18 protein-coding genes and 1 pseudogene are annotated in these 23,848 nt (G+C 51.5%); 8 read left to right on the top strand and 11 right to left on the bottom strand.

Annotated elements, in window-relative coordinates; all coding sequences use genetic code 11:
• Positions 1-131: 131 nt before the first annotated feature.
• Together GN112_RS26345 and GN112_RS26350 are read right to left on the bottom strand one after the other, a co-directional pair.
• The gene (locus tag GN112_RS26345) at positions 132-806 is read right to left on the bottom strand and encodes a tyrosine-type recombinase/integrase (RefSeq protein ID WP_231716924.1); all 675 of its coding nucleotides are present in this window, start codon (positions 804-806) and stop codon (positions 132-134) included.
• Entirely contained in the window at positions 803-1,954 is a 1,152-nt protein-coding gene (locus GN112_RS26350; RefSeq protein ID WP_155312887.1) for a site-specific integrase, read from the bottom strand. The genes GN112_RS26345 and GN112_RS26350 overlap by 4 nt, the downstream gene beginning before the upstream one ends.
• Positions 1,955-2,105: 151 nt before the next feature.
• On the opposite strand from GN112_RS26350, the pseudogene GN112_RS26355 reads away from it, so the two are divergent.
• The 3 genes and pseudogenes from GN112_RS26355 to GN112_RS26365 all read left to right on the top strand — a co-directional run bounded on the left by GN112_RS26355 (position 2,106) and on the right by GN112_RS26365 (position 4,812).
• A pseudogene (locus GN112_RS26355) lies at positions 2,106-3,148 on the top strand (IS630 family transposase).
• A gap of 200 nt (positions 3,149-3,348) precedes the next feature.
• Positions 3,349-4,005, top strand: a complete 657-nt coding sequence (locus tag GN112_RS26360; protein WP_155312888.1) for a reverse transcriptase domain-containing protein — start codon at positions 3,349-3,351, stop codon at positions 4,003-4,005.
• A gap of 486 nt (positions 4,006-4,491) precedes the next feature.
• Positions 4,492-4,812 (top strand): HigA family addiction module antitoxin, encoded by a 321-nt coding sequence (locus GN112_RS26365; protein WP_155312889.1) that lies wholly within the window; start codon positions 4,492-4,494, stop codon positions 4,810-4,812.
• 280 nt (positions 4,813-5,092) lie between these two features.
• Here GN112_RS26365 and GN112_RS26370 read toward each other — a convergent pair whose 3' ends face one another.
• The 5 genes from GN112_RS26370 to GN112_RS26390 all read right to left on the bottom strand — a co-directional run bounded on the left by GN112_RS26370 (position 5,093) and on the right by GN112_RS26390 (position 11,105).
• On the bottom strand, positions 5,093-5,371 hold the full coding sequence (locus GN112_RS26370; protein ID WP_155312890.1) for a hypothetical protein: 279 nt from the start codon (positions 5,369-5,371) through the stop codon (positions 5,093-5,095).
• 27 nt (positions 5,372-5,398) lie between these two features.
• Positions 5,399-6,835, bottom strand: coding sequence for an IS4 family transposase (locus GN112_RS26375; RefSeq protein ID WP_197743311.1), 1,437 nt, complete (start codon positions 6,833-6,835; stop codon positions 5,399-5,401).
• Positions 6,836-7,201: 366 nt separating this feature from the next.
• The gene (locus tag GN112_RS26380) at positions 7,202-8,341 is read right to left on the bottom strand and encodes a lysylphosphatidylglycerol synthase transmembrane domain-containing protein (RefSeq protein ID WP_155312891.1); all 1,140 of its coding nucleotides are present in this window, start codon (positions 8,339-8,341) and stop codon (positions 7,202-7,204) included.
• Complete coding sequence (locus tag GN112_RS26385) at positions 8,329-9,510, bottom strand: MFS transporter (RefSeq protein ID WP_155312892.1); 1,182 nt, start codon at positions 9,508-9,510, stop codon at positions 8,329-8,331. Before GN112_RS26385 ends, GN112_RS26380 begins: the two co-directional genes overlap by 13 nt.
• A 356-nt stretch (positions 9,511-9,866) precedes the next feature.
• Complete coding sequence (locus tag GN112_RS26390) at positions 9,867-11,105, bottom strand: putative sulfate/molybdate transporter (protein WP_155312893.1); 1,239 nt, start codon at positions 11,103-11,105, stop codon at positions 9,867-9,869.
• 198 nt (positions 11,106-11,303) lie between these two features.
• Between GN112_RS26390 and GN112_RS26395 the strand changes: the two genes are divergently transcribed.
• Positions 11,304-12,419 (top strand): TOBE domain-containing protein, encoded by a 1,116-nt coding sequence (locus tag GN112_RS26395; RefSeq protein ID WP_155312894.1) that lies wholly within the window; start codon positions 11,304-11,306, stop codon positions 12,417-12,419.
• 95 nt (positions 12,420-12,514) lie between these two features.
• Here GN112_RS26395 and GN112_RS26400 read toward each other — a convergent pair whose 3' ends face one another.
• From GN112_RS26400 to GN112_RS26415, 4 genes are all read right to left on the bottom strand, one after another.
• Entirely contained in the window at positions 12,515-13,969 is a 1,455-nt protein-coding gene (locus tag GN112_RS26400; protein ID WP_155312895.1) for an NAD-dependent succinate-semialdehyde dehydrogenase, read from the bottom strand.
• 204 nt (positions 13,970-14,173) lie between these two features.
• Positions 14,174-14,518, bottom strand: coding sequence for an aldehyde ferredoxin oxidoreductase C-terminal domain-containing protein (locus GN112_RS26405; protein ID WP_155312896.1), 345 nt, complete (start codon positions 14,516-14,518; stop codon positions 14,174-14,176).
• Between the two features lie 77 nt (positions 14,519-14,595).
• Positions 14,596-15,780: a saccharopine dehydrogenase family protein gene (locus tag GN112_RS26410; RefSeq protein ID WP_162459131.1), complete on the bottom strand. Its 1,185-nt coding sequence runs from the start codon at positions 15,778-15,780 to the stop codon at positions 14,596-14,598.
• A gap of 307 nt (positions 15,781-16,087) precedes the next feature.
• Positions 16,088-17,851, bottom strand: coding sequence for a sigma 54-interacting transcriptional regulator (locus tag GN112_RS26415; RefSeq protein ID WP_155312898.1), 1,764 nt, complete (start codon positions 17,849-17,851; stop codon positions 16,088-16,090).
• Between the two features lie 292 nt (positions 17,852-18,143).
• Here GN112_RS26415 and GN112_RS26420 point away from each other — a divergent pair, with 292 nt between their 5' ends.
• The 4 genes from GN112_RS26420 to GN112_RS26435 all read left to right on the top strand — a co-directional run bounded on the left by GN112_RS26420 (position 18,144) and on the right by GN112_RS26435 (position 23,830).
• Positions 18,144-19,235 carry a 3-isopropylmalate dehydrogenase gene (locus GN112_RS26420; protein WP_155312899.1) on the top strand — a complete coding sequence of 364 codons (1,092 nt, stop codon included), beginning with the start codon at positions 18,144-18,146 and terminating at the stop codon, positions 19,233-19,235.
• Between the two features lie 312 nt (positions 19,236-19,547).
• Positions 19,548-21,998: a molybdopterin-containing oxidoreductase family protein gene (locus GN112_RS26425; protein ID WP_155312900.1), complete on the top strand. Its 2,451-nt coding sequence runs from the start codon at positions 19,548-19,550 to the stop codon at positions 21,996-21,998.
• 5 nt (positions 21,999-22,003) lie between these two features.
• Positions 22,004-22,594 (top strand): 4Fe-4S dicluster domain-containing protein, encoded by a 591-nt coding sequence (locus tag GN112_RS26430; RefSeq protein ID WP_155312901.1) that lies wholly within the window; start codon positions 22,004-22,006, stop codon positions 22,592-22,594.
• Between the two features lie 78 nt (positions 22,595-22,672).
• Positions 22,673-23,830 carry a DegT/DnrJ/EryC1/StrS family aminotransferase gene (locus GN112_RS26435; RefSeq protein WP_155312902.1) on the top strand — a complete coding sequence of 386 codons (1,158 nt, stop codon included), beginning with the start codon at positions 22,673-22,675 and terminating at the stop codon, positions 23,828-23,830.
• The last annotated feature ends 18 nt before the right edge of the window (positions 23,831-23,848 follow it).

Genomic DNA, 23,848 nt, shown 5'->3' on the forward strand with positions numbered 1-23,848 from the left:
ATTAACTAAATATTTGATCATATTGCCAAAAATCGGTCCCGATATCTGTAATGATTTCAATAGGTTACAGGCGACCGCCATTTTGCTAACCATCTGTTATTACAGGAAATATTAATATTCTTCAGTAGTACTCACCCCGCCGGGCTGCTTTCAAAAAGGGGAAACTTTAGAAACCAATCAGACCCCTTTGAAAGGTTATGCACATTTTCAGAGTAGTTCCGGCATCGACCGGTAAGCTCGTCTGACATGGCAACCAAACGGCTATTGTCTTTTTTTGAATGATGAATGCTCAGTATGCCTGCATCCGTATCCACATTTTCGACCTTCAGAAGTCTTGCTTCGGAAGACCGAAGGCCGCAGGCGTAAACTAGCCGGAAAAATACCGGCATGATGAGATGGCGATATGGACATTCACCGACGTAGCAGCATTGATCCGTCTGATGGAAGAATCGTTTCAGTTCATTTTCCGTATAGATGTGAGAAACATACTGCTGTCCCGCCGGGTAATATCCTTTTGGGAGGACGTATGCGCCAATTCCAATATTTTCCATATACACGGCAAGCTGCCGCAAGATAGAGGCTCTTGCACACTGATTGGCCTGTGCCTCATAGTTCCTTTTTGAGCACCACTCCAATACTATTTCCTTTGAAAGGATCGATGCTTCGGGATATTTTTCAGCGGTAAAGGAGGAAAATCTTGATAGATGCGCCGTTTCTGCCTCATATTTATACCCGACCGCTTGCTTCAAGCCGACATGGTTTTTGATATGCTCTGCAAATGGACCTCTGAACGGGTAGTTTCTCATGAGCCCACCTCCGGAGTATGCAGACAGCATTCTTTAAGCTTATTGATGCCCACCTTCAAATAGACTGCTGTAGCGTCCGTGTCCGTATGACCCAGAATATCCGAGATGACAGCAAGCGGTGTGTCATGCTCAAGCATTCTTGAAGCTGCCGTATGACGAAGAGAGTGCATACCACGGTGCTTCTTCAAAGTAGGCAGATGTGCAATCCGCATATAATCACGGATTATCTGATACAGATGATCATTTTCCGAAAAGGGAAGAAATGGCGCCACGTGCCTTACAAAAAGAACAGGCAAATCCACTTTTGGCCTGCCGTATTTCAGATAATCAATGACAGCCCATCCAACTTCGGAAGGAATCGGCAGGGTTACTGTTTCCCTTGTTTTTGATTGGATAAATGTCAGTTTCTTCGTTCCCCAGTCGAAACAACCAAAAGTGAGGTTTTTGATATCAGTGACTCTAAGACCCAACACGCAGGCAAGGAGGATAATGGCATAGTCCCGTTTTCCCTTTGGATTTCCTCGATCAATGGCGCCTATCAGTGCATCCAACTCTTCTTTCGTCCAAACGGATGGGATGCGTGTCTGTTTACGAGCCTGAATCATTGGTGTTTTAGAAGCCAGATCCGTTTGTAGGATGTTCTGTTCCTGCAAATACCTTAAAAAAGAACGTATGGAGCAGATGTTTTGTTCCACAGTCTTATAGGTGTAACCGGCCAGTGTTCGTATATACCCGTTGATAACAGGAAGCTCGACATCGTGACAATCACGGATTCCCTGGGAAACAAGATAATCCATGAAACGCTCCGATTGCTTCACGTAATGATTTACGGTTACTTTGGAATAATCCTTGTGCTCACAGTATCTTTTAAAATCCTTGATGACACCTATGTAATAGGAATCTGTAAGCAGTTTCCTATGTTTATAGTACCGTCTAAGAACAGTGTGGTGGAGTTGGAAGTCTCCAATCATACGGATGATGCGGAGTTCTTGCGTATCCTTCTGGGATAGGGTTTTATCAAAATCCTTTTCAAGGATCTGGTAGTGGTGTTCGACATAGTCGATTCCAAGTTGCTCGGAATAGAAAATCTCATCCCGCCCTTCAGCGAACTGAATAATTTTCTTCCAACGGTTGCGGTAAAACTTCATGGAGCCTTCGGTGTAACCGAGCCGAAGTATACTGTGAATGGCAATAAAATACGATAATTTTTACCGATGTTAATTTAAAGCTGGACAATTGGGCTTTTATTTTTCATACTACCCTGGACGCATTGAACCATAAATGACCAGGGAGAAAACAATGATAAAAGTCGAGTTCTCTGAGCAGGATCTTAAAACTATTGAATATGAACGATTTCATCATCCCATTCCCCGAGTTCAGCGCAGGATGGAAGTCCTCTGGCTAAAAAGCCAGGGACTCCCACACAAACAAATTGCCAAAATATCGGGAGCCTGTGACAACGCCGTGACAAAATATCTGCGACTTTACCGGCAAGGCGGACTTGATGAGGTCAGAAAAGTAAATTTCTATCGCCCTGAAAGTGACCTGGGAACATACAGCGATTCGATTGAACAGCATTTTCGGGACAATCCGGTTGCCAATATTGCACAAGCGGCTGCTGAAATCGAAAGGCTGACCGGAATTCGACGCAGCAAGACCCAAGTTGGTGTATTTCTAAAAAAGCTTGGCATGAAGTACCGCAAAGTCGGATCAGTCCCTTCGGGTGCTGATCCCGAGGCCCAAGAAGAATTTAAAAAAAAGACCTTGAGCCAAGAATAGAACAGGCAAAGGCCGGTCAGCGCCACTTGTTCTTTATGGATGCCGCGCATTTCGTGTTTGCACCCTTTTTAGGTTACCTGTGGTGTTTCGCCAGGCTATTCATCAAAGCGCCGTCAGGCAGAAAGCGGTTTAATGTACTTGGCGCTCTCGATGCCATCACCCATGAGATGATTACGATCACCAATACCGGTTACATCAATTCATACAGCGTTTGTCAGCTATTGATTAAGCTCAGCGATAAATACTGTGATTTCCCGATTTCCATTGTTCTTGATAATGCCAGGTATCAAAAGTGCAAACTTGTGCAAAATACGGCAAAACTGCTGAACATTGACCTATTGTTTTTGCCACCGTACTCTCCCAATCTCAACCTGATCGAAAGAATGTGGAAATTCGTAAAGAAAAAATGCCTGTACTCGAAATATTATTCCGACTTCGAAGCATTCTCTAAGTCGATTCTACAGTGCCTTGCCGAGACGAGCGGCGACTACAAAAAGGAGTTGGATTCCTTACTGGCGTTAAATTTTCAATCATTTTCAAAATCGCAAATTATAACCGGTTAAAGTATAGCTCCTGCTCCAAATCCTGTAAAAGCTCTTCCAATGGTTTCTTTTGCATAAAAAGTATCTCCTTATAATGATTTTTTGAGCTTTTGCTCAGTCTCATTGGCGGAGATTATGCTTATTAAATCAAAAAGAAACCCTTGAATTAAGACGAATTTTATGGCTTACTTTGCATAATTACTTTCTTTGCATAAGGTGGAATCGTTTCACCGGTTTTAGCCAATGTTTACCTGCACTTTGCGCTGGACTTATGGTTTGAAAAGGTTGTCAAGGCTCACTGCAAAGGTGCAGCCATGATAATCAGATACGCAGACGATTTCGTCTGTGCCTTTCAATACCGTGGGGAAGCAAAGTGGTTTTTCGAGATGCTACCGGATCGGCTGGGTAAGTTCGGACTATCGGTAGCTCCGGAGAAGACGGGTATGATGCGCTTCAGCAGATTTCATCCGAGCCGAAGCAGGCGGATAGTCTTTTTGGGTTTTGAGACGTACTGGACCTACGATCAAGATGGAGAAGTCCGAGTGATGCAGCGCACTGCGCGTAAGAAGTTGCAAAGTGCCTGCCGCCGCATCAAAGATTGGATTAAGCGCAACCGTCATTTGAAAGGGATAAAATTCATAACGGCACTAAACCGTCGATTGCACGGTCATTACAATTATTACAGCGTGGTCGGCAACTCGAAGTCGTTGTGGAAGTTTTACAGTTGGGCGGTCGAATGTGCATTCAAGTGGCTGAATCGTCGAGGTGGGAAGCGGAGGAGCTTTACTTGGAAAGTTTTCCTTAGTGCTATTGAGCGCCTCGGGATTGCGAAACCCAAGCTACCAGTATCGACCAAGCGACATCGGGTGTTTTCCTGAAGCGGATGCTTTACGCGAAAGCGAGTACAACCGAGGAACCGGATGCGGGAAAACCGCACGTCCGGGACTGTGCGGGGGGCGCTGGGTAACCGGCGTTCCTACCGCGAGAGGTATCTATTGATGGAGTAAAGTGATTTGAAATAGCATGATAGCCGTGATACTGTATATTCATGATACAATCATTTAAATCAAAAGCTTCGGAGGATATTTTCAATGGCAAAGCAACTAAGGCCGCAAGAAAAATTTGTCCTCAGAACCTCTGGGGCATTGCGTCAAGAAAGCTCGATCAATTGGATTCCGCTACGACACTCGATGAACTCCAAGTTCCTCCTGGGAATAGGTTAGAAGCACTATGAGCAGACAGGAAAGGACAACATAGCATCCGCATAAACAACCAATACCGCATTTGTTTCATATGGGCTGAGAATGGCCCGAAAGATTTTGAAATTACAGATTATCATTAAAATATAATTATATGAGGGTACAATGATACGAATACCTACACATAGGACACCGACCCACCCTGGGGAAATGCTGCTGGAAGAATTTTTAAAGCCAATGGGCATAACCCAGCGTAATTTAGCTAACGCCATCAACGTTCCTTATCAACGGATTAATGAAATAATCAATGGCAGGCGTGGTATTACGCCCAGCACGGCTTTAAGGCTGGCTAAGGTTTTTGGGGTTTCAGCTGATTTTTGGATGAATATTCAACTCAGATGGGATCTTTATTTCGCAATGAAATCTGAATCAGATGCATTGAATGATATAGAACCGCTGCCTTTGAACCACCTTGATACGAATTAGTCCAAAGCCCAATATGGCGCTGGACACGGACTGAGTCTACGCTGGCGCTCCGTCCCGGCAAGGTCAGCTTGTCGTTAAGGTGCGACACGATGTCGCACAATTGGCTGATTGGCAGGGCCTTCACGGTGCCTTGACCAATCCCAGTATTCCCCTGCTGGTACTCTATGAGGCATGCTTGCTGCGCGCTGTGCAGTTGGTTTGGAGCCCTTTTCGACAATGTACCAAATCACGCGTTTTCGGGAGGGGTGGAAACCGTGAGGTGGATACCTTCCTGGAAGCCTCATCCGGGTAAGGGAGGCGAGACGGTTTCCCCCAGTTCCCGATAATAGGTGGAGACCGCCTCACGGGCCACGGCCAGGCCCCGGTGCACAGGCATGTAAATCATGGTTTCGGGGCCGGCCAGGGCGGACCGAATGGTGTCGGCGGCATATTCCAGGCCGGCCCGGGTGGGGTTGGCATCGGTCAGGTCGAGGATCGCCTCGCCCCGGGACATCCGTTCGTCAAGCGCTGTTCCCAACGGATGGGGGGCGGCATTCCAATCAAATCGTTTCGAATACATGGGCGTGGCAGCCCTTTCAAGGTAGTACTATGACTTCTTTCTCTCAGCGAGTATTTTCGCGGTTGAAACATGTGGCTTGTTTTTCATCGCAACCCGCTTCGGTTTGGGCTTTTTGGGACCTCGAGGATGCTTCTGGTACTTTGATAATTTTACGTTGCCAGCTAATTCTTCAAGCAACCGAACCAGATCACTTTCTGGCATGTCTCTAAAAACGACCCAATGGTCGCTTTCGATAACGATCATCATCCCTTGGTAGACGCCTTCGATTTCATTGGCGATGTAATAACCAGATACGTTCCGTTCTATGAAATCGACACCGTGAACACTGCCCAGTGCTGCTTTTACAACGGACATGCTGATATAGGCGACCAGAGCAACGCAAAAACCGAAAAGAGCGGCACGAGGATAGCCCAATGCATTAATTTCAGAGTTTAAATATTCAGCGAGACGCTGAAAGGCCGTTTCGATGGTCCATCGATCCCGATACAACCGGGCAACTGTTTTAGCGTTTGCTGCGCTCTTTGATAGATTCGTGATGATGAAAATCTCGGTATCACCATCACGGGTTTCACCCTTCAGCTTCACGCGAATCCGCCTGAAGGCGTGCTCTTCGCCAGCTTCATCACGAACCCGGATGGGTTGCTCGTATACGGTTCCTGTTTCGATTTTGCCGATATATTTTTCCTTTCCAATTAGCTCGAGAGGATAATTCCCATGCTCACGGATAATGAACCACGCATCCCGCTTATCGATGCCGCAGGTGAATTCAACCACGCAGAAATTGCGATCGGCAACCCAAACATCATCGGCAACAATAGTTTCAAGCACCGTTTTCAATAATGAGCGTTCTTGCGCATGGCCGTCTTCGCAAGGAAACACATCGATGGGCAGGTGCAACATCGAATCGTACACAACCAATGATTTCCCCGGAAGAGGACCTGAGGCTATGGACCGCAACTCTTTGATTCGGTGATGGCTCTTTTCGATACAGTTGCCATCAAGCAGTTTGATTCGTTTGCCAGGCAAAGGGGAGTTTTGTTTACCCAACAATCTTTGAATAATAGGTTCCACCTGCTCGGCGGCATATCGGACCAAAGCTGCCGATGTACTTGGTTCCATGCCGTTCAACTTATTGTAGATTGAGGTAACTGAAACGGCAATATCCTCTTTTGAAGCCTGGAAGGCTGCGTGAATTGATCGCTGGCTTCCCTGAACGACCTGGCTCATCAGGTAAAAAAGCGTCGAAAACAAAAGGTCCCTTGTGTATTGTTCTTTAGCGGTGTTCTCGAACCATTCGTCCAATTGCTCAGGATTCAGTACCTTCTCCATCAAACCACGAGCCATGACAGAAATCGGAGAATTCTTGATGAACGGCGTAAAAACAGGACTCAACATGATGTCACCTCCCAAATAATACAGTTTTTCTTTTTTACTGTATATTTTGGGGGTGGGTTTGTCCAGCATTTATTTAATAAGTTCATCCAGTTATGAATGGTCTTTTAGTGCTACCTTGAAAGGGCTGATGGGCGTGGTTATCTTCGGAGTTCAGAATCATTGTAGGCCCGGGCATTTATCCAGAGCCATTCCGTGACAAAAACAACCCCTGGATCTTCACCTACGACCAAGCCAAAACCATTTTAATGACAACGGGGGAGCTTATCAAGGAGGTAGTGTTGAAAGTAGGGAAATGAATTTGATATATCTTTACTGGTGTTCTCCCGAGGAGCATGTTCAATAATCTACAACTTTGGGTTTTTTTATGGGGGAAATTTAAAGGATCTTTTCCTAAAACCTAGGCTGTACGATTCCCTTAAACTGCCTTTTTCGGCCTTAAAAACATCGATTTAAGACCAAAAAACGGCCCTGATCTTGGTCTAAAACCACGGCAATTAAGCATCCAGCTTGGTCCGACCCCCGACCATACCAAAACATTTCCCTGTACATCACCACAATGCCGATCACCACCCCGACATAGATGGTTAGAAAACGCCAGCACAAGGTCAGTGGCACGATATCCTGTTTCTGCACCAGTTGAGCGAAGAGGAGCCCGTAGCCGCCTTCGGCGACACCCGCCGCACCCGGTGTGGGAGCAAAATACATGAAGAAGGTCACCACCACCTGTAAGGCCAACACGGTCAATACCGGGGCCTGGTACCCCAGCGCCCTGACCAGCACAACGGAAAACGAGAAAAGGAGCAGCAGGAAAAGCACCGTAAACAGAACGGAAAGAACCGCCCAGCCGGGACTGGTTCTGAAATAGCGTTTAAACCCGCCGGAAAACAGGTCCAGTTCCCGCGAAACCCTCAAAAGCCATTTTCTGAACCGACGCCGCGATACCATTTTCGCTGCATTGAGAAGATACAAACACCGAAACATCCAGCGTTTGATGATCCGTATTCTAAATAGAATAATCCAGAAGACGGCCAGGTAGGCACATGAAACCCCAGTGATGCCGTATAGGAGGTTCCGATGAACAAACATGCGAAATTGATAAGGCTCAACCCAAATGATGACTGGTGTGAGCGTGAACAGGATCAAGGCCGCCAGGATGGTACGGATCGACGTGGCCGCTGTCGCCTCCCCGACGGGTATGCCCTTTTGTTTCATGAAATAGATTTGGACCACACCGCCGCCGGTGGCAAGTGGTGTGACGTTGGATACAAAGATATTCACAAAGACCAGCTTGACAATATATCCAAACGCGATGCGAAACCCCATCGCCCGGATCACACAATACAGCCGCAGACCATCGGCCAGGAAATATAGAACCAGAAGAATTGTGAACCAGCTGATAACGGTAGGCGAAAGGAGACTGGATGGTATTCGTAGCTGCCCCCCGGAAAAGTAGTGATGAACAAAGAACAGGGTGGCAAAAGACATTGAGAAGAACAGCCCTGCAAGCCCGAAATAACTCAGGACCCGTCGGGAAATAGCAAAAGGAATTAGCTGTATGCTTTTCACCGTCGCCACGTATTCAGAAGGAGGCCCATCAACGCCAGCACAGCGAAGGCCGCACCCACGTAAAAGGTGAAAGCGGCACCGAAGCGGTCCCACAGCATCCCCGCGGCGGCGCTGGCCATCAACATGGCGATGCCGCTGACCAGGTTGAAGAATCCATAAGCCGTTCCGCGCAGATCGACGGGGGCGGTATCGGCAACCATTGTCGCAAGCAATCCCTGGGTAATCCCCATATGAAGGCCCCACAAGGACACCCCGACAGAGACGGTGAGCCAATGGTCGCCGGCGGCCAAAACCAAATCGGCTGTGATCAGGACCATCAAACCCAGCGACAGCAGCGTGCTGTGGTTCATTCGATCCGACAGTCTGCCAAACGGATAGGCAGCTCCCGAATAGACCAGGTTCATGGCCACCATCACCAGAGGAACGTATGCTACCGGAATACCTGCCTGTCGGGCGCGTAGCACCAGGAATGCCTCACTGAATCGTGCCAAGGCGAACACCGCACCGATGCCGACCACCCACCAGTAAGGACCGCTCAGGCGTTTGATATTTTCGCGGCGAATCGGATTTGTACGCTTCTCACCAATGTGCCGCTCCGGCTCGCGTACGCCGAACTGCAGCAAGAAGACAGCCAGCAGGCCCGGGACGACAGCGACCCAGAATACGGCACGGAAGTCATTGGCCCAGAGCAGCATCAGGCCCACCGCCAGGAGCGGGCCGAGGAGGGCTCCGACCGTGTCGAGGGATTGGCGCAGGCCGAATGCTGCCCCACGCATTTTAGCCGGTGCGATATCCGCCACCATTGCATCGCGCGGAGCTCCCCGCACCCCTTTCCCGACACGATCCAGAACGCGCGCTGTAAGGACAATGGCCGCGGTTGGAGCGATGGCAAACAGCGGCTTAGTCAATGCGCCCAGGGTGTACCCGAAGACAGCCAGCGCCTTGCGCTTGCCCAGGTAGTCGCTGAGGGTGCCGGAGAAGACTTTCACCGTTAGGGCGGTGGACTCGGCCACCCCCTCGATCAGGCCCACCGTGAGTGCGCTCGCACCCAGGGGGCCGACTATGAACAGGGGCAGCAGGCTATGGATCATCTCGGATGAAATGTCCATGAGCATGCTCACTAGGCCGAGCGCCCAGATGCTGACCGGAATATGCTTGGGCGGGGTGTTCGTGCTCATAACCTACTTTGCGTCCTCCTGAATTCGTATAGCGCGGCATTGCCATTTACGCCAATACAAAAACACGATGACGCCGCACCCGGCTGTCAAAATCAATGTGACCCAACAATTCCAGGATACCCCCCACTGTCCAATGGCATTTGATGGTATCGTGCCCCATTGCCCTGCCCAGTATCCGTGAATGTGTCCTGCATAAACATGATCCACGCCATATTCTTCAAATATGGAGAGCAATTGATCCGCAGTCTGTTTGCGAAGAGCATGGTTATTGCCGCTACCTCTCGGGTCGCAAGCGGTAATGCGGTCGATTCTCTTGTTCCACCAGCAGATCGGACAGGTTGTCCTTGTGAGTAAAGTCAAACACTCAACTTCTCCGACTTCAGTGCATAGGCCACGGCAATACCGACCAGGAATCCGGCCGCCAGGTTGGTGGCCAGCGTGATTCCCAGAACGAGAATCGGCACGAACAACTCTTTGCGGGTCTGCATATCCAGAAGCGTGAGGCTCAACTGCCCGCCGGCGAAGATCAGCAGAATGCCCAACGCGGACATGGGCAGCAGGTAGATGACGCCCATGAGATGGTTGCCCAGAAAGAGTGTCAGGGCGATGAAGATGGTGCCGATGATCAGGTTGGAACCGGCCGTGCGGGCGCCGAATCGATACCGTGAGGCAAGGCCGCCGGCACCGTGGCACATGGGCATGCCGCCCAGGAAAAAACTGATCAGGCTGGCCAGGGCCATGCTGATGCAAAGGGACCGGTAGGTGACCCGGTGTCCATCGTCCGGAAAGTACTGACGCGACAGGTCGGCATTGGCCACCACCGCGTTGCCGAGGGTCATCGGAATCTGCGGCAGTACCAGCACCAGCAGGGCAAAGGTGAAATCACCGGCCGAGGGAATCCCGAAAGGCAGCCATTCGGGCAGGTAAAGGCCGAACTGGATCTGTCTCAGACCCTCTCCCGTTCCCAATAATAGACCGGTACCAATCCCGGCGCCAACCACGACAATGGCTGCGGGCAGGCGTCGGTTATCCAGCAGCAGAAGGGTGAGAATCCCCAACAGGGTGCCGATCACCAGACCGATGGGCACCGGACCGACCGCCTGAACGTTCAGAAAGGGCTCGGCCGCCTGGCGCAGGGCCTGAAATGTCGAGGTGCCCAGCACCAGTTTTATACCCTGGGAGACCAGCAGGACGCCGGTGGACAACTGGACGCCGCGGATCACCGGTTTGGGAATGGATCGGCCGATCGGCGTGATGATGCCCGTGCCGCCGATGATCATCAGAACAATAAAAATCCACAGGCTCGAAGCCTGGATCTGGCTGGCGGAAATTCCGGTGGCGATGGCATAGGCACCGATCACCTTCATGGGTTCGACGGGGGTGGTGACGTTGAAGTAGAGACCTGAAAAAATATAAAACAGGCCGACACCCGCAAACAGGCCCAGGGGATTGAGCCCATTGATCAGAATCATGCCGATGGAAAGGGGCAGGAGGGTGCCCAGATCGCCCAGGGAGCCGGCCAGTTCCATACGATTGAACCGATAGCCGCGATGGCTGGCCGATCGTTGAATGGCCACGTCTTGGTTTCCATTCATATCCACCTCCCGGAATGACCCACCGGTGTCTGCCGGCGATGGTTCTCCCTTTGGAAGAATAGTGGGATGATTCATTGACAAACAGACACGAATAATATTTTAATCGTGATAGTAAAATGGCATTGCTCAATTGTCAAGCAGATGTTTATGGTTGGCGTCAGGCCATTTGGAATCAACCGACCCATTGGATGCGACAACATGGGAAAAAAAGAACAGGACCACAAAGCCGACCCCCCGCCCGCTCAACGATTGCCTTTGAAGGAGCAGAACCCCCATGGGCGGATATTTTCGGCACCGGACCAGGATAAGTGCCTGGACGCCGTTCAGCTTCATCAACTGGAGGCGTCCTTCCGGGACTGGGCCGGGTCAGCCAGGCGTGCGGATGTCCGCTTGGCCCGCCGACGTATTCTGCTTATTTTTCTGCTGATCCGCTATACCGGGGCGAAACTGAGCGAAGTGTTGAACCTCGATCCGGAAGAAGACATCGATTGTGAAAAACAGAGGATTTGTTTCGGACGCCGGCAGGCGGATCCGGGGCGCCTCCCACGTAACGTTCAGGTCTCCGAAACGCTTTTCGGCGAGATCCAGGCGCTTACCGCCGACTTGTATGCCACGGACGCCTCGCGGGGCACGCTGCGTGTCGATCCGGGATTTGTGCGGCGCAAATTCTACGAGCGTGCCGAGGCCTGCGGGATCGCCAAACAGCTGGGCGCGCCGGAACTCTTACGCAAATCGCGGGCCGTTGAATTGATGCAGAGCAACATGCCGTTGCCGGCGGTTCAGATGCTGTTGGGGCATTCCACCCCCAATCTGACCTCCGCCTATGTCTCCTTTTCCGAGGAGGACATTCAGCAGGTCACCCGTTTTTTCATGGAGAAGGAGTCGGCACGCAAAACCAGCGCCCGGAACACGTTTTTCGGAAAGATCCAGTCCATCGGCAAAGGAGATATCCAGGCCCTGGTGGAACTGTTGACCATCGGCGGCCATCGGATTGCAACGGTGATTACCCGGGACAGCTGCCAGCGCCTGGGACTGAAGGTCGGTGCGTTGATCACCGCCGAAGTCAAGGCGCCCTGGGTGATGCTGCAAAAACGCGAGCGCCAGCCCCAATGCAGTGCCGACAACATCCTGGCGGGGATTGTCGAACGGGTCAACCGGGGTGAGATCAATACGGAATTTATCGTACGGCTGTCAGACGGGACCGAGGTCTGTTCGCTGGTGACCACCGAAAGCGGCCATCGCCTCGGTCTCACAACCGGTGATCCGGTGTGGGTTTTCTTCAACAGTTTTTCGGTGGTGCTGCTGGCTGAATGAAAGCGAATCAAACCGCCAAGCACTCTACCAGCAGCGTCTATTCCGCCGCCTCGAATTTGGGAAGAATGCCCCTCATGCTTGATCGTAATTATTATCTATAGCCCTCCCATGCATAGATATTTAGTTTCAACATACTCTTCAATTCCGTATTTGGAGCCTTCACGGCCAATGCCAGATTGTTTGACGCCGCCAAAAGGCGCTACTGCCGAAGAAACAAGGCCGGTGTTGATTCCTACAATGCCCGCCTCCAGGGCCCCGGCTACACGCCAGACGCGGGCCTGGTCCCGGCTGTAGAAATATGCCGCCAGGCCGAATTCGGTGTCATTGGCAAGGCGAACCGCTTCCCCTTCAACCTCGAAGCGCAGCAGTGGTGCCACCGGCCCGAAGGTTTCTTCCTTGGCGATCAGCATGTCAGGAGAGACATTGCAAAGGACCGTAGGTTGGAAAAAAGTGCCGCCCAAGGCATGACGCTGTCCACCGGCAATCAGATTGGCCCCGTTTGCCAGGGCATCTTCAATATGCTGTTCCACTTTTTCAACCGCAGCCTGACTGATCAGCGGCCCCTGCTCCACGCCGGGAGTCGAACCGTTTCCTACCGTCAACGCCTGGGTGGCGGAGGCGAGCTTTTCGGCAAATTCCGCATAGACGCTCTCCTGAACAAAGATCCGGTTGGCGCAGACACAGGTTTGACCGCTATTGCGGAACTTGCAGGCGATCGCCCCCCGGACTGCCGCATCCAGGTCGGCATCGTCGAAAACGATAAACGGCGCGTTGCCGCCCAGTTCCAGGGATATCTTTTTGATGGTACCGGCGCAGTCGCGCATCAGTCGGCGACCGATCTCCGTTGAACCGGTGAAACTGATTTTTCGTACCAGGGGGTTCTGTGTGAACACCCGGCCAATCACCGATGATTGGCCGGTAACCACATTGAATACCCCTTTAGGGATGCCGGCCCGTTGGGCCAGTTCCGCCAGGGCCAGGGCCGTTAAGGGGGTCTGACTGGCCGGTTTGACCAGCATGACGCAGCCGGCAGCCAGGGCCGGGGCCGCCTTGCGGGTAATCATGGCGGCAGGAAAATTCCATGGTGTGATGGCAGCACAAACGCCAATCGGTTCCTTGGTTACCACGATGCGCGTTCCTGGTTGCTGGGCGGGGATGGTGTCCCCATAGACGCGCTTGCCCTCTTCGGCGAACCACTCGATAAAGGAGGCGGCATAGGCGATTTCGCCGCTGGACTCCGTCAGGGGCTTGCCTTGCTCGGCGGTCATGATGGCAGCCAGATCGGCTTGGTTGGAAATCACCAGATCGTACCATCGGCGCAGCGCCTGGCTGCGATCGGCGGCGGTCCGCCTGCGCCATGCCGGCAGAGCGGTTGCGGCGGTTTCCACGGCCGCGGTCACTTCCTCGTGGCTCATATCCGGTACGCTGCCCAAAACAGAGCCATCTGCGGGATTGGAGACGGTGATAATCGCCCCGGAGCGGGCGTTTTCCCATTTGCCGTTGATATAGCATTGCTGACGGAAAAGCGATTTGTCAATGAGCTTGAACATGATGGGGCATATCTCCTGGATGAACCATTTGTTTGAAACGCCGTGACGTTTTTACACAAGCGTTTAATATTTAAGGATCGGGAATTTTATTAATTGAACAAAATTGTTTGTTCTTGCGCCCGTCTTCCGCGTTGCATCAACGGTCACATACTCCCAGTATGCAACCGTTGATGCGCCTTGAAGACGAACACAAGCCCCGCGCAATTACGTCCAATGAATTTCATCCCTGATCCTAAGTGATGCCGGGACTCCGTTCGCGGCCCAGCCACGTTGGGCATAGTAATCGGTCAGCATGGCGGCCTTTTCCGTGACCTGATCGGCGGGGATCATGCCGGCTAGCTCGGGTTTGTAGAAGGTCGTGCGCAGGTGGCAGGCGCCGCGGGGGGCCGTGCCGAAGGTCAGGCCCATCCCCTTGAGCACCCGGGGATCGTAACCCGCCGGCTCCATGCCCTTCACATGCACGGCCAGATCCTCGACGCCCCAGGCCCGGGACGCCGCCCGGATGCCGCTGGCGAGGATATCGCCGATGCCTTCACGCCGGGCGATCATTTCGATCAGGATAAGGGATGATGCACGGGGCCGGCACAGGCGGCCCCGTTCAACAAGTGCCGGCGTGCGGCCTGCTATCAGTTCAGGTCATGGGTTACCTGAACGAAGAACTTGATGCCGCGCTTGGCCAGTTCATCGAAATACATCTGGGGATCGATGACCGACTCGCCGGAGAAGAATCCCTTCTCCTTGATCTTGCCCGCGCCCAGAAGACGCGTGGTCACGGCACCGGGATAGCCGACGGTAAAAGGCCCGCAAGCCATGTTCCACTTGGGATAGGGATGCAGGAGGGTCTCGACCTGGTAGGTCAGGCGACGGCCGTCCTTTTCACCGACAACAATTACGCGGATATCCTTGTGATCGTCATGGGTCTGGGGAACCGATCGATCCAGGTACTGAACCGGTTTTTCCACCATGGCGATGAGCAAATCGCGGGGAGCCACCGGATGGCCCTTGATCATGATCGGATCGGTGGATCCGAAACCGTTATCCAGCAGGAATCGTAATTTCTCTTCGAAGAGTTTGGGCAACGCCAGCCGGAAACTCACGTTCTTGATCCCCTTGTGGGCGAAGGCCAGTGGAATGGTGGCCACTTCGGAATGGACCACGTTGTACACCATCTGGCGGCCCACCGGTTCGGCGAAATCGATCATCTCTTCGCCGGAAAAGGCCGGAAGCTCCAGTATCTCACCGTCCCTGAACTCGAAATTGTTGATCGTGAATTCATCGATAATCGTGTCCATGGCGTATTGCGGGACGATCTGATTGCCTTTTACCAGGCGGTTGACGATACCTGAATAAATTCTCACCGTCTCCACCGAGTCCAGGCGGTCGGCGGCGTATTTGGCCATCACGTTGACCATCCCCGGCGCCACTCCGGACCCCACGATGCCGGTGATACCGGCGTTTTTGAAGTCCTCGTGCCGGGTCAACTGCTCCTTGGCCCAGTGGTAGAGCCCGCCCAGGTCGGTATAGTTGGTACGCGAGGCAATGCAGGCATCCATGACCGGCATGTTCAGTTTGTGGGTCGAACAGTTGATGACGGCGTCGTAGTCGTTCAGGGCGGCGGCCAGTTTCTCGGTATCCAGGACATCGATGACCTTGGATTCGACCTTCTCGGCGTGTACCAGTTTGACGCGTGCCTCCAGGGCCTCGGGGAGTGCATCGATCAACAAGAGTTTTTCTACGGATTCATCCTCGGCAAAATCGTAAACGGCCCCCAGGGCCTGTCTTCCGGCACCGCCAACAACGGCAATCTTCATGACTATGCTCCTTTTAGGAATAATACATTTATTAACGACGACCGACTTCATGCCTGACGCCGAACAGGGGATTCCGGCCGGCAAGCTGCCGCGGGTTCACGCAAACGGCAGGGTACCGGTCTTGATTCTTTCCGCAGCGCGGAATCCATGCATAGCAACGGATGTGCCAGACCATAAATCTTTTCAACAAACTAAAATAAAAGGAATTTCGATGATTTCGGGTGGGTGTCGATACAATTATGAATCGCTATCTCTGAAGATGGCGGGAACAGACCCGGATGTCCGGCCAAGCCGATACAAATTCGAATCAGGTATCTTTTCCGGCCAATCCATATTTTTTCAGTTTCCTAACGATCGTGGGTTGGCTGACCTCGAGCTGGGCTGCCATCTGGCGTGTGGAGGGGAACCGGGCAAACGCCCGGCGCAGGATTTCCCGTTCGACCGCTTCAAGCTGCGCTGTCAGGCCCTGGGCGGGATCAAGGCCGTATTGGACCGGTGGCGGAGCCGTTGCGGCAGGTAGGGGTTCGCCGTAGTCGTCGCGCGCGGTTGCCGGCGACGCATCCGGTTCTCCCATGACCACGAGACGGCGGATCAGGTTCTGCAGCTCACGCACGTTGCCTTCGAAGGGATGGGACCGGAGAAATTCGAGGGTGCGGTAGGAGAGGCGTCTGTCGAGGTTATATTTCGCGTTGTACTTTTTTAAAAAGCTGTTGGCCAGCTTGAGGATGTCTTCCGGCCTTTCGCGTAAGGGTGGGATATGGATAATGAAGCTGTTCAGGCGATAGTAAAGATCCTCGCGAAAGGTTTTCTCCTTGGCCTTGGCCTCCAGATCATGGTTGGTGGCGGCGACGATCAGGCAGTCGATCATGCGCGCCTGTGTGCCACCGACGCGCATGACCATGTGATCGTCAAGATATTTCAAAAGCTTTGCCTGAACCGAGATGGGCATGTCACCGATTTCATCGAGGAACAGCACCCCGCCGTGGGCCAGTTCCAGCAGGCCGGCCTTTCCCTTTTGGCGCGCACCGGTGAAGGCCCCGCCCTCGTAACCGAACAGTTCGGCTTCCAAAAGGGTCTCGGGAAGTGCGGCACAGTTAATTTGAATGAAGGCTTTTTTCGAGCGGTTGCCGTTTTTGTGGATGAATTTGGCCAGCATCCCTTTGCCGGCGCCGGATTCGCCCAGAATCAAGATGTTGGAGGCGTCCATTTTGGCCAGCTTAAAGGCAACGCGAAGGATCTGCACCATTTTGTCGTTTTCCGCCACGATATCCTGATCCTTCAATTGCAGCATATCGATCTCGGCCAGCCGGTCCTCCAGTTTCTGGGCCTTCATCCGGATCTGTTCCAGCTCTTCGTTGATCGCATTCAGACGGGTCATGTCCCGTCCATTGCTGACCACCATGGAGATATCGCCGTTTTCGTCAAATACGGGCGTAGCGGTCATCAGCACGTATTTCCCGGTCCGTTTGATGTACTGCAGGGCGCTGATCTTGCGACCGGTGCGGATAACTTCGGGGGTAACATTGTGATCGACGAGGCCTTTGTCTTCCATGATGGAGACATGCTTTCCGATCACCTCCTCGGCCTTGACGCCGTTGAGCCTCTCCGAGGACTTATTTACGGTGATCACCGTGCCGTTGCCGTCGCAGACCCAGATGCCGTCCGAGCTGTTGTCAACTATAGCGGTCAATTGCCGGTTCAAGCGTTTGACCGAATCCAACTGGCTGGCGGCTTCCTCGAAGCGTTCGATCTTGTCCAGGCTGCACACCGCTCCGGTTATCTTTCCGCTGGCTTTCATGCAGGTTACATGGACCACGATGTCGACGTGTTTTCCCTGAAGGTGCTTGTCCAGCTGCGGCTCGCCGGTTTTCAGACAGCGCTCCACCAGCCGGCCGGTCAACGGCAGGTGCGTACCGATGGCCTCGCCCGGGCACAGCCGGCCGGAGGGTTTGAGAATGCCCCGGGCCTGGGGGTTGACCCACTGAATGCGGCCTGCCCGATCCATGACGATGATCCCGCAGTTCATGGACTCGAACACTTGGTGCAGAGTGATTTCGTTCATTTCAGCCATCGGTACGTTCCTTTTATATCTTTTTCCCGTTGCAAAATCCCTATGTAGTACGATCTGAATCCGCTGACAAGCCGATCGATACAAAAATGAATCATGGCGATGTTCAATCCTTGCAGATACAGGCGCCACAAGGCGCTTTCAGTACTTTTTTCTGATGGTTCGCTTTTTGCTTTGGACCTTCACGACCATCCGTCGACGTGCGCACGTCGGATAGCGGAACGTAAAACGCCTTCATACTGTAGATGCCCCGGAAGTCGCATGCCGGGGTGAACCGAAAGGAGTAACACAACCGATGAACACCTATGATGTTGCCGTCATCCCTGGAGACGGCGTGGGGCGGGAAGTGGCCGACGAAGGGCTGAAAATCCTGGACGCCGTGGCCGACAAATTCGGCTTCGGGGTCAAGACCGTGAACTACGACTGGGGATGCAACTACTACCTCAAGCATGGGGCGATGAATCCCGCCGACATGCTGGTCACCCTGAAGGACTTCGATGCTATCTTTCTGGGCTGTATCGGCGATGCCGGCAAGGTACCGGATCACGTCTCCCTGTCCCTGTTGCTTGAAATCCGCAAGGGGTTCGACCAGTACGTCAACCTGCGTCCCATCCGGCTCTACCCGGGAATCCAGACACCGGTTCGAACGGCCACGTCCCAATCCGTGGATTTCGTCGTGGTCCGTGAGAACACCGAGGGAGAGTATTCCCGGGTCGGCGGTTTTTTTAAATCGGATACCCCGGACGCCTTCGCCCTGCAAACCGGCGTGTTCACCCGCAAGGGATGTTCGCGGGTGATGGATTACGCCTTTCAACTGGCCCGCGAGCGCAAGATGCTCGGCGTGGGCCAAACCGTCGGCAGGGTGACTAACTGCTCGAAATCAAACGCTCTCAATTACTCCATGGTCTTCTGGGACAAAATTTTCGATCAGGTGTCTGCCGGCTATCCCGACGTGACCACCGATACCGCGTTAGTGGATGCCATCACCATGTGGTTTGTCAAGAATCCGGAGCATTTCGATGTGATCGTGGCCTCCAACCTGTTCGGTGACATCATCACCGATCTGGGGGCCATGCTCCAGGGCGGCATGGGCTTCGCTGCGGGTGCCAATCTGAATCCGGAGAAACAGTTCCCCTCCATGTTCGAACCGATTCATGGATCGGCCCCCAAATACGCCGGCAAGGGCATCGCCAACCCCGTGGCCACAATTGAGTCTGTACGGATGATGCTGGAGCATCTGGGAGAATTGCATGCGGCCCAGGCCATCGAAAAGGCGATTGCCCAGGTTCTTTCCGGTGGGGAAATCAAGACAAAGGATATGGGCGGTACTCACAGTACAGAGCAGATGGGCGAGGCCATTTTGGGCACCCTGATGGCTGGTAATTAATCGATTCATTTTTGAATCAGTCAAGCCGTCGTTTGTCAACTTTATAGGCGACAGATTTTACATTTTGGTCTTTTTGAGCCAAGGCATAGATGAAATTGTAGCATTAAATATAAAACTTCAACTTAAATTTATATTTAAATCATCGGGGAATAGGGCGGAAGCGCGTAAGATCTTGCTAACAAAGTGTCCCACCTAGTAGCTCAATGCAAACTGGAGATGGTATTGATTTTGCTTATGCTGTGGAAACCAACAGAACCACCATCTGAGATTAAACCAAAAAAGGCAGTCAGCAGATTGCAAAGGTAGGTATTCATGAAAAAGGCTGTAAAGGTATCGGATGATATCAGAAAAGAATCCGAGCTTCCCGGCGATAAGACGGAGCCAAAGGTCGAGTGGAAGTATGGCGCTTGCCAAGGTTGCCACAGTTTGCCCTGCCCCATCGTGGCAAAACTTGTGGATGGCAAGGTTGTCAAAATAGAGGGCCAAAAGATACCCGGTTTGGACGGCAGAATTTGCGCTAAGGGACACGCTCTTATTGATCAGCTGTATAGGCCCGATAGATTGAAATATCCTCTTCGAAGAGTAGGTAAGAAGGGTGAGGGCAAATTCGAGAGAATCACCTGGGACGAGGCCTTTAGTGAAATTGCCGCGGTGCTTAAAAAATATAGAGACGAGGGGCACCCGGAATACTTGCAGTTGGCGTACGGTTGTGGGTACGTTGGCAACCTACCCCTGTTTCATTACTTTGGCAAAGTATACGGAACTCCAAACTTCTCGTATCATCATTCAGATACTTGTAGCGGCAGCGGTACGTCTGCGTCCAAAATTACCGGAACCGCTGGCACCTTGGGGCTTTCTCCCGACTATGCCAACGCAAAATACGTGCTCGAGATTTCGCATAACCCTCTTGGAGGGGGGACATCTGCCCATTTTTGTACGGGAACCTTTAACGAGGCCATGCGAAAAGGGACCAAGATTGTAGTGGTGGACCCAAGGCTTTCTGAAACGGCAGCCATTCCTGGCGCCGAGTGGGTCCCCATAGCACCCAATACAAATGGCGCTTTTTTGTTGGGCGTTATTCACACCCTGATTGCAGACAACCTCTACGACAAAAAATTTTTACAGGCCTATACAAACGCTCCGATTCTAATACAGGAAGACGGATATCCGCTGAAGGATGCGGAAGGGAACTATCTTGTCTGGGACACCGCCACGGATGGCGTGAATCCATTGGATGGCGCGGATAGTCCGGCTTTACTTGGGTGTTACCAGCCCGTCGTCGACGGCAGTAAAAAAGTCTGCAAAACAGCGTTCCAGCTTTTGGCGGACCGCGCAGCAACCTATTCTCCCGAACGGGCTTCTGAGATAACCACCGTACCGGCAGCCAAGTTTAGGGAAATTGCTGCGGATTTAGGAGCGGCAAGACCAGCCGTCACAATCAACTGGAACGAACCCCATTCTTGCTTCGCTACCAACAGCATGCAGGAATGGCGGTTAAGGCACATTCTTGCCATGCTTCTTGGCAATTATGATGTTCCCGGCGGGATGTACTTAAAAGAACTAAACAATATCCAAAGCTACCTGAGAGAATTTGCAGGGGATACTCGAAACATTCCCGATATTTTTCCTTTTTCAATGCCGCCGGTGAAACCTACTCCGGCGATCACGGCACCGAGCGTGGAACTGGCTACCGATCCCTATAGTTTTCCTTGCACCAGTGGTATCGCAAAATTTACCAGGAGAGCTATTCTGGAGGAAAAGCCTTACCCCATCAAAGCAATGATTGTCTATGCCAATGCCCTTCTTAATACGCACACCCATACCCAAGCGTACAAAAGGGCCCTTGAAAAGGAAGATTTTTTCCTTGTGGTCATCGATATCTGGCCCAACGATCACACGGATTACGCCGATATCGTGCTTCCTGATGCGTGCAGTTTGGAGAGACTTGAAGCCTTTACCGCGCAGTGGAATGGCGGTAGCGTGAAGGTGGTTGCACCTCTGCTTCCGGTGGTTGAACCAATGCATGACACCCGTGATGTTGCGGATATATACATCGGTCTTGCAGAGAAATTGGGACTAAAGGAATATTTTGATTTTACCAAGGAAGAGTGGTTCGACGCCCAACTGAAAGGTCTTGGCATTGATAAGAAGTACCTTGAAGAGCATGGTGCTTATTATGAAGCAGGCGAACCCACCTATAACAGATTTCCGTATCAGTATAAGCCGCAAACCCCCACAGAAAGGCTGGAAATCTATTCAACTTTACCTTCTGTCCTAAAATTATTTAAAGAAACGAAAGATCCTCACGCCGATCCCCTGCCAAACCATGTTCCTATGGTAATCGGGGAACCCTCGGGTGACAATGAGTTTTATTTGTTGAGTGCCAAGGCCGCCATCACTGAGACTTCCCTCTCCCAGGACAATGCATATTTAATGGAGGAGCATGTCGATGGGCTCGGCCTCACCAAGTTGTGGATAAATGCAGACAAGGCATCCAAATTGGGAATCAAGGATGATGATTTAGTAAGGATTTGGTCGGAAGCCACAGGCGGCGAGGGCCTGATTCGGGCCAAAGTCACAGAGGGTCTGCATCCCAGCAGTGTTTTTGCGTTTGTTGGTTTTGGCCACAAGGCGAAGCACATGTCTGTTGCAAAAGGTAAGGCGGGCATCAATGTGAACGAGTTCATACCGGATTTCATGGAACTCGTTAGCGGCGCTGCTGCATGCCAAGAGGCGTTGGTTAAAATAGAGAAAGCGGAGTGATAGAAATGGCAAGATATGTAATGGTTGTTAATCTGACTCTTTGTATGAGGTGCAGGGCCTGCATAGTTGCTTGCAAGACGGAACACGACCTTCCCGTTCGTGATGCCGCTGGAAATGAATGCTACAGAATCCGCGTGCACGAATATGAGTATGGCAACTACCCGAATGTTGAAAGACCCTTCGCACCCGTCTTTTGCATGCAATGTAAGGTCGCTTCATGCATTGATGCCTGCCCAATTCCAGGTGTAATCAACCGCGGAGAAGATGGCATCGTGGTTGTTGATAATGACAAGTGCGATGGCTGCAAAGCCTGTCTGCAAGCTTGTCCATATGATGCGTTATCCTTCAACCACGAAAGTCATGCAGTAGAAAAATGCGACTTTTGTTCGGAACGCCTTTCACAGAATTTGAGGCCGGCCTGTGTCGCCTCATGTATGGGTAAAGCTTTAACTTTCGGGGATATAGATGATCCCGAGAGTGAAGTATCCAGGCTGATGACTAAAAAGGGCGTTAAAATAATCGATTCATTATTCCCATCATCTTTTCGTGAGAAATACCAACCGTGTGTATACTATATAAATACTGTTGATCCGTGAGCATACGACAATTGTAAGTAAATTTATGCTTAAATGATTTTTAAATTTTTTCCATGCTAACTGGAAAATGGAGAAGATATGTCGCAAGCATCTTCTAAATATCGATATCAGGGAGCGCCTCCCATACATTCATATATAGTTCCCTATATGAAGTTTTGCTACAGCCAAGAAATGATAGAGGCTGTTGAACGGTACATGAAAGAGGGAGAGAAACTTTCATTTTACCGCAGAGGCGAAGAATGCGAATTGTTTGAAAAAGAGTTCGCTGATTTCTGCGGTAAGAAATATGCGGTAAGCAGCAATTCCGGGACTGCGTCACTGCACCTATCGCTACTTGCCGCAGGTATAGAGAGCGGCGACGAGGTCATGTTGACACCACACGTAGCGCCTGCGGTGGGAAATGCGGTGTTATGTGCAGGTGCCAAGCCGGTTTTCGTTGATATTGATGAAGAGACATGGACTATGGATCCCTCTAAAATAGAGGAAAAAATTACATCGAACACCAAAGCGATAATTCCTGTACATACATATGGCCATCCCGCCGATATGGATCCTATCATGGAGACTGCCAGGAAATATAACCTTTTGGTTATCGAAGATGGAACTCATGCAATAGGTAGCAAATATAAAGGCAACCGGTTGCCGCTTGGTGGTGATAGGAATATCGGAATATTCGGCCTGACCGCAAAGCAACTATTTCTTCTAGGACAATGTGCAGGCAATTCAGGTGGCATGCTGGTCACGGACAATAAGGAACTTGCAGAAAAAGTCAGGTCGCACAAGAACTGCCATAGCGGGGAGGTAATCGGATATAGCTACTTAATGGATGATATCTCCGCCACCGTAGGAAGAATTCAGCTTAGACATCTTGAAGAATACGTCGAGATGCAAAGAAACAGTGCAAAAATTTTAAATGAACGGCTTAAAGAGACTCCCGTCCAAACTTCTGTTGAGAAAGAATGGGCCTATCATACATATGCGCGATATGCCATCCGGGCCCCGGAAAGAGATGCACTGCAAGAATTTCTAAGGCAAAAAGGTGTGGATTGTATTCCTTTGTATCCTACACCTACCCATATGCTTAAACTTTATCGAAATTTGGTGGGGAATAAAAGAGGTGATTTTCCTGTAACCGAGAAGCAAAAAAAAGAAGAGCTTTCTTTGCCGGAGCCAAAATTCCGAAGTGAGTGGGACCTTAACTATGTTGCAAGGAAAATAGCGGAATTCTATGCCTAATGGCTTAAAATGATATGT

The sequence above is a fragment of the Desulfosarcina ovata subsp. ovata genome (assembly GCF_009689005.1).
GTDB classification, from domain to species: domain Bacteria; phylum Desulfobacterota; class Desulfobacteria; order Desulfobacterales; family Desulfosarcinaceae; genus Desulfosarcina; species Desulfosarcina ovata.

What these genes read in the sequence shown, in the direction of transcription:
- GN112_RS26365 (WP_155312889.1), top strand. Translation starts at nt 4,492, where the DNA reads ATGATACGAATACCTACACATAGGACACCGACCCACCCTGGGGAAATG.
- GN112_RS26435 (WP_155312902.1), top strand. Translation starts at nt 22,673, where the DNA reads ATGTCGCAAGCATCTTCTAAATATCGATATCAGGGAGCGCCTCCCATA.
- GN112_RS26370 (WP_155312890.1), bottom strand. Translation starts at nt 5,371, where the DNA reads ATGTATTCGAAACGATTTGATTGGAATGCCGCCCCCCATCCGTTGGGA.
- GN112_RS26430 (WP_155312901.1), top strand. Translation starts at nt 22,004, where the DNA reads ATGGCAAGATATGTAATGGTTGTTAATCTGACTCTTTGTATGAGGTGC.
- GN112_RS26350 (WP_155312887.1), bottom strand. Translation starts at nt 1,954, where the DNA reads ATGAAGTTTTACCGCAACCGTTGGAAGAAAATTATTCAGTTCGCTGAA.
- GN112_RS26415 (WP_155312898.1), bottom strand. Translation starts at nt 17,851, where the DNA reads ATGGCTGAAATGAACGAAATCACTCTGCACCAAGTGTTCGAGTCCATG.
- GN112_RS26390 (WP_155312893.1), bottom strand. Translation starts at nt 11,105, where the DNA reads ATGAATGGAAACCAAGACGTGGCCATTCAACGATCGGCCAGCCATCGC.
- GN112_RS26345 (WP_231716924.1), bottom strand. Translation starts at nt 806, where the DNA reads ATGAGAAACTACCCGTTCAGAGGTCCATTTGCAGAGCATATCAAAAAC.
- GN112_RS26375 (WP_197743311.1), bottom strand. Translation starts at nt 6,835, where the DNA reads ATGCTGGACAAACCCACCCCCAAAATATACAGTAAAAAAGAAAAACTG.
- GN112_RS26405 (WP_155312896.1), bottom strand. Translation starts at nt 14,518, where the DNA reads ATGATCGCCCGGCGTGAAGGCATCGGCGATATCCTCGCCAGCGGCATC.
- GN112_RS26395 (WP_155312894.1), top strand. Translation starts at nt 11,304, where the DNA reads ATGGGAAAAAAAGAACAGGACCACAAAGCCGACCCCCCGCCCGCTCAA.
- GN112_RS26385 (WP_155312892.1), bottom strand. Translation starts at nt 9,510, where the DNA reads ATGAGCACGAACACCCCGCCCAAGCATATTCCGGTCAGCATCTGGGCG.
- GN112_RS26410 (WP_162459131.1), bottom strand. Translation starts at nt 15,780, where the DNA reads ATGAAGATTGCCGTTGTTGGCGGTGCCGGAAGACAGGCCCTGGGGGCC.
- GN112_RS26425 (WP_155312900.1), top strand. Translation starts at nt 19,548, where the DNA reads ATGAAAAAGGCTGTAAAGGTATCGGATGATATCAGAAAAGAATCCGAG.
- GN112_RS26420 (WP_155312899.1), top strand. Translation starts at nt 18,144, where the DNA reads ATGAACACCTATGATGTTGCCGTCATCCCTGGAGACGGCGTGGGGCGG.
- GN112_RS26400 (WP_155312895.1), bottom strand. Translation starts at nt 13,969, where the DNA reads ATGTTCAAGCTCATTGACAAATCGCTTTTCCGTCAGCAATGCTATATC.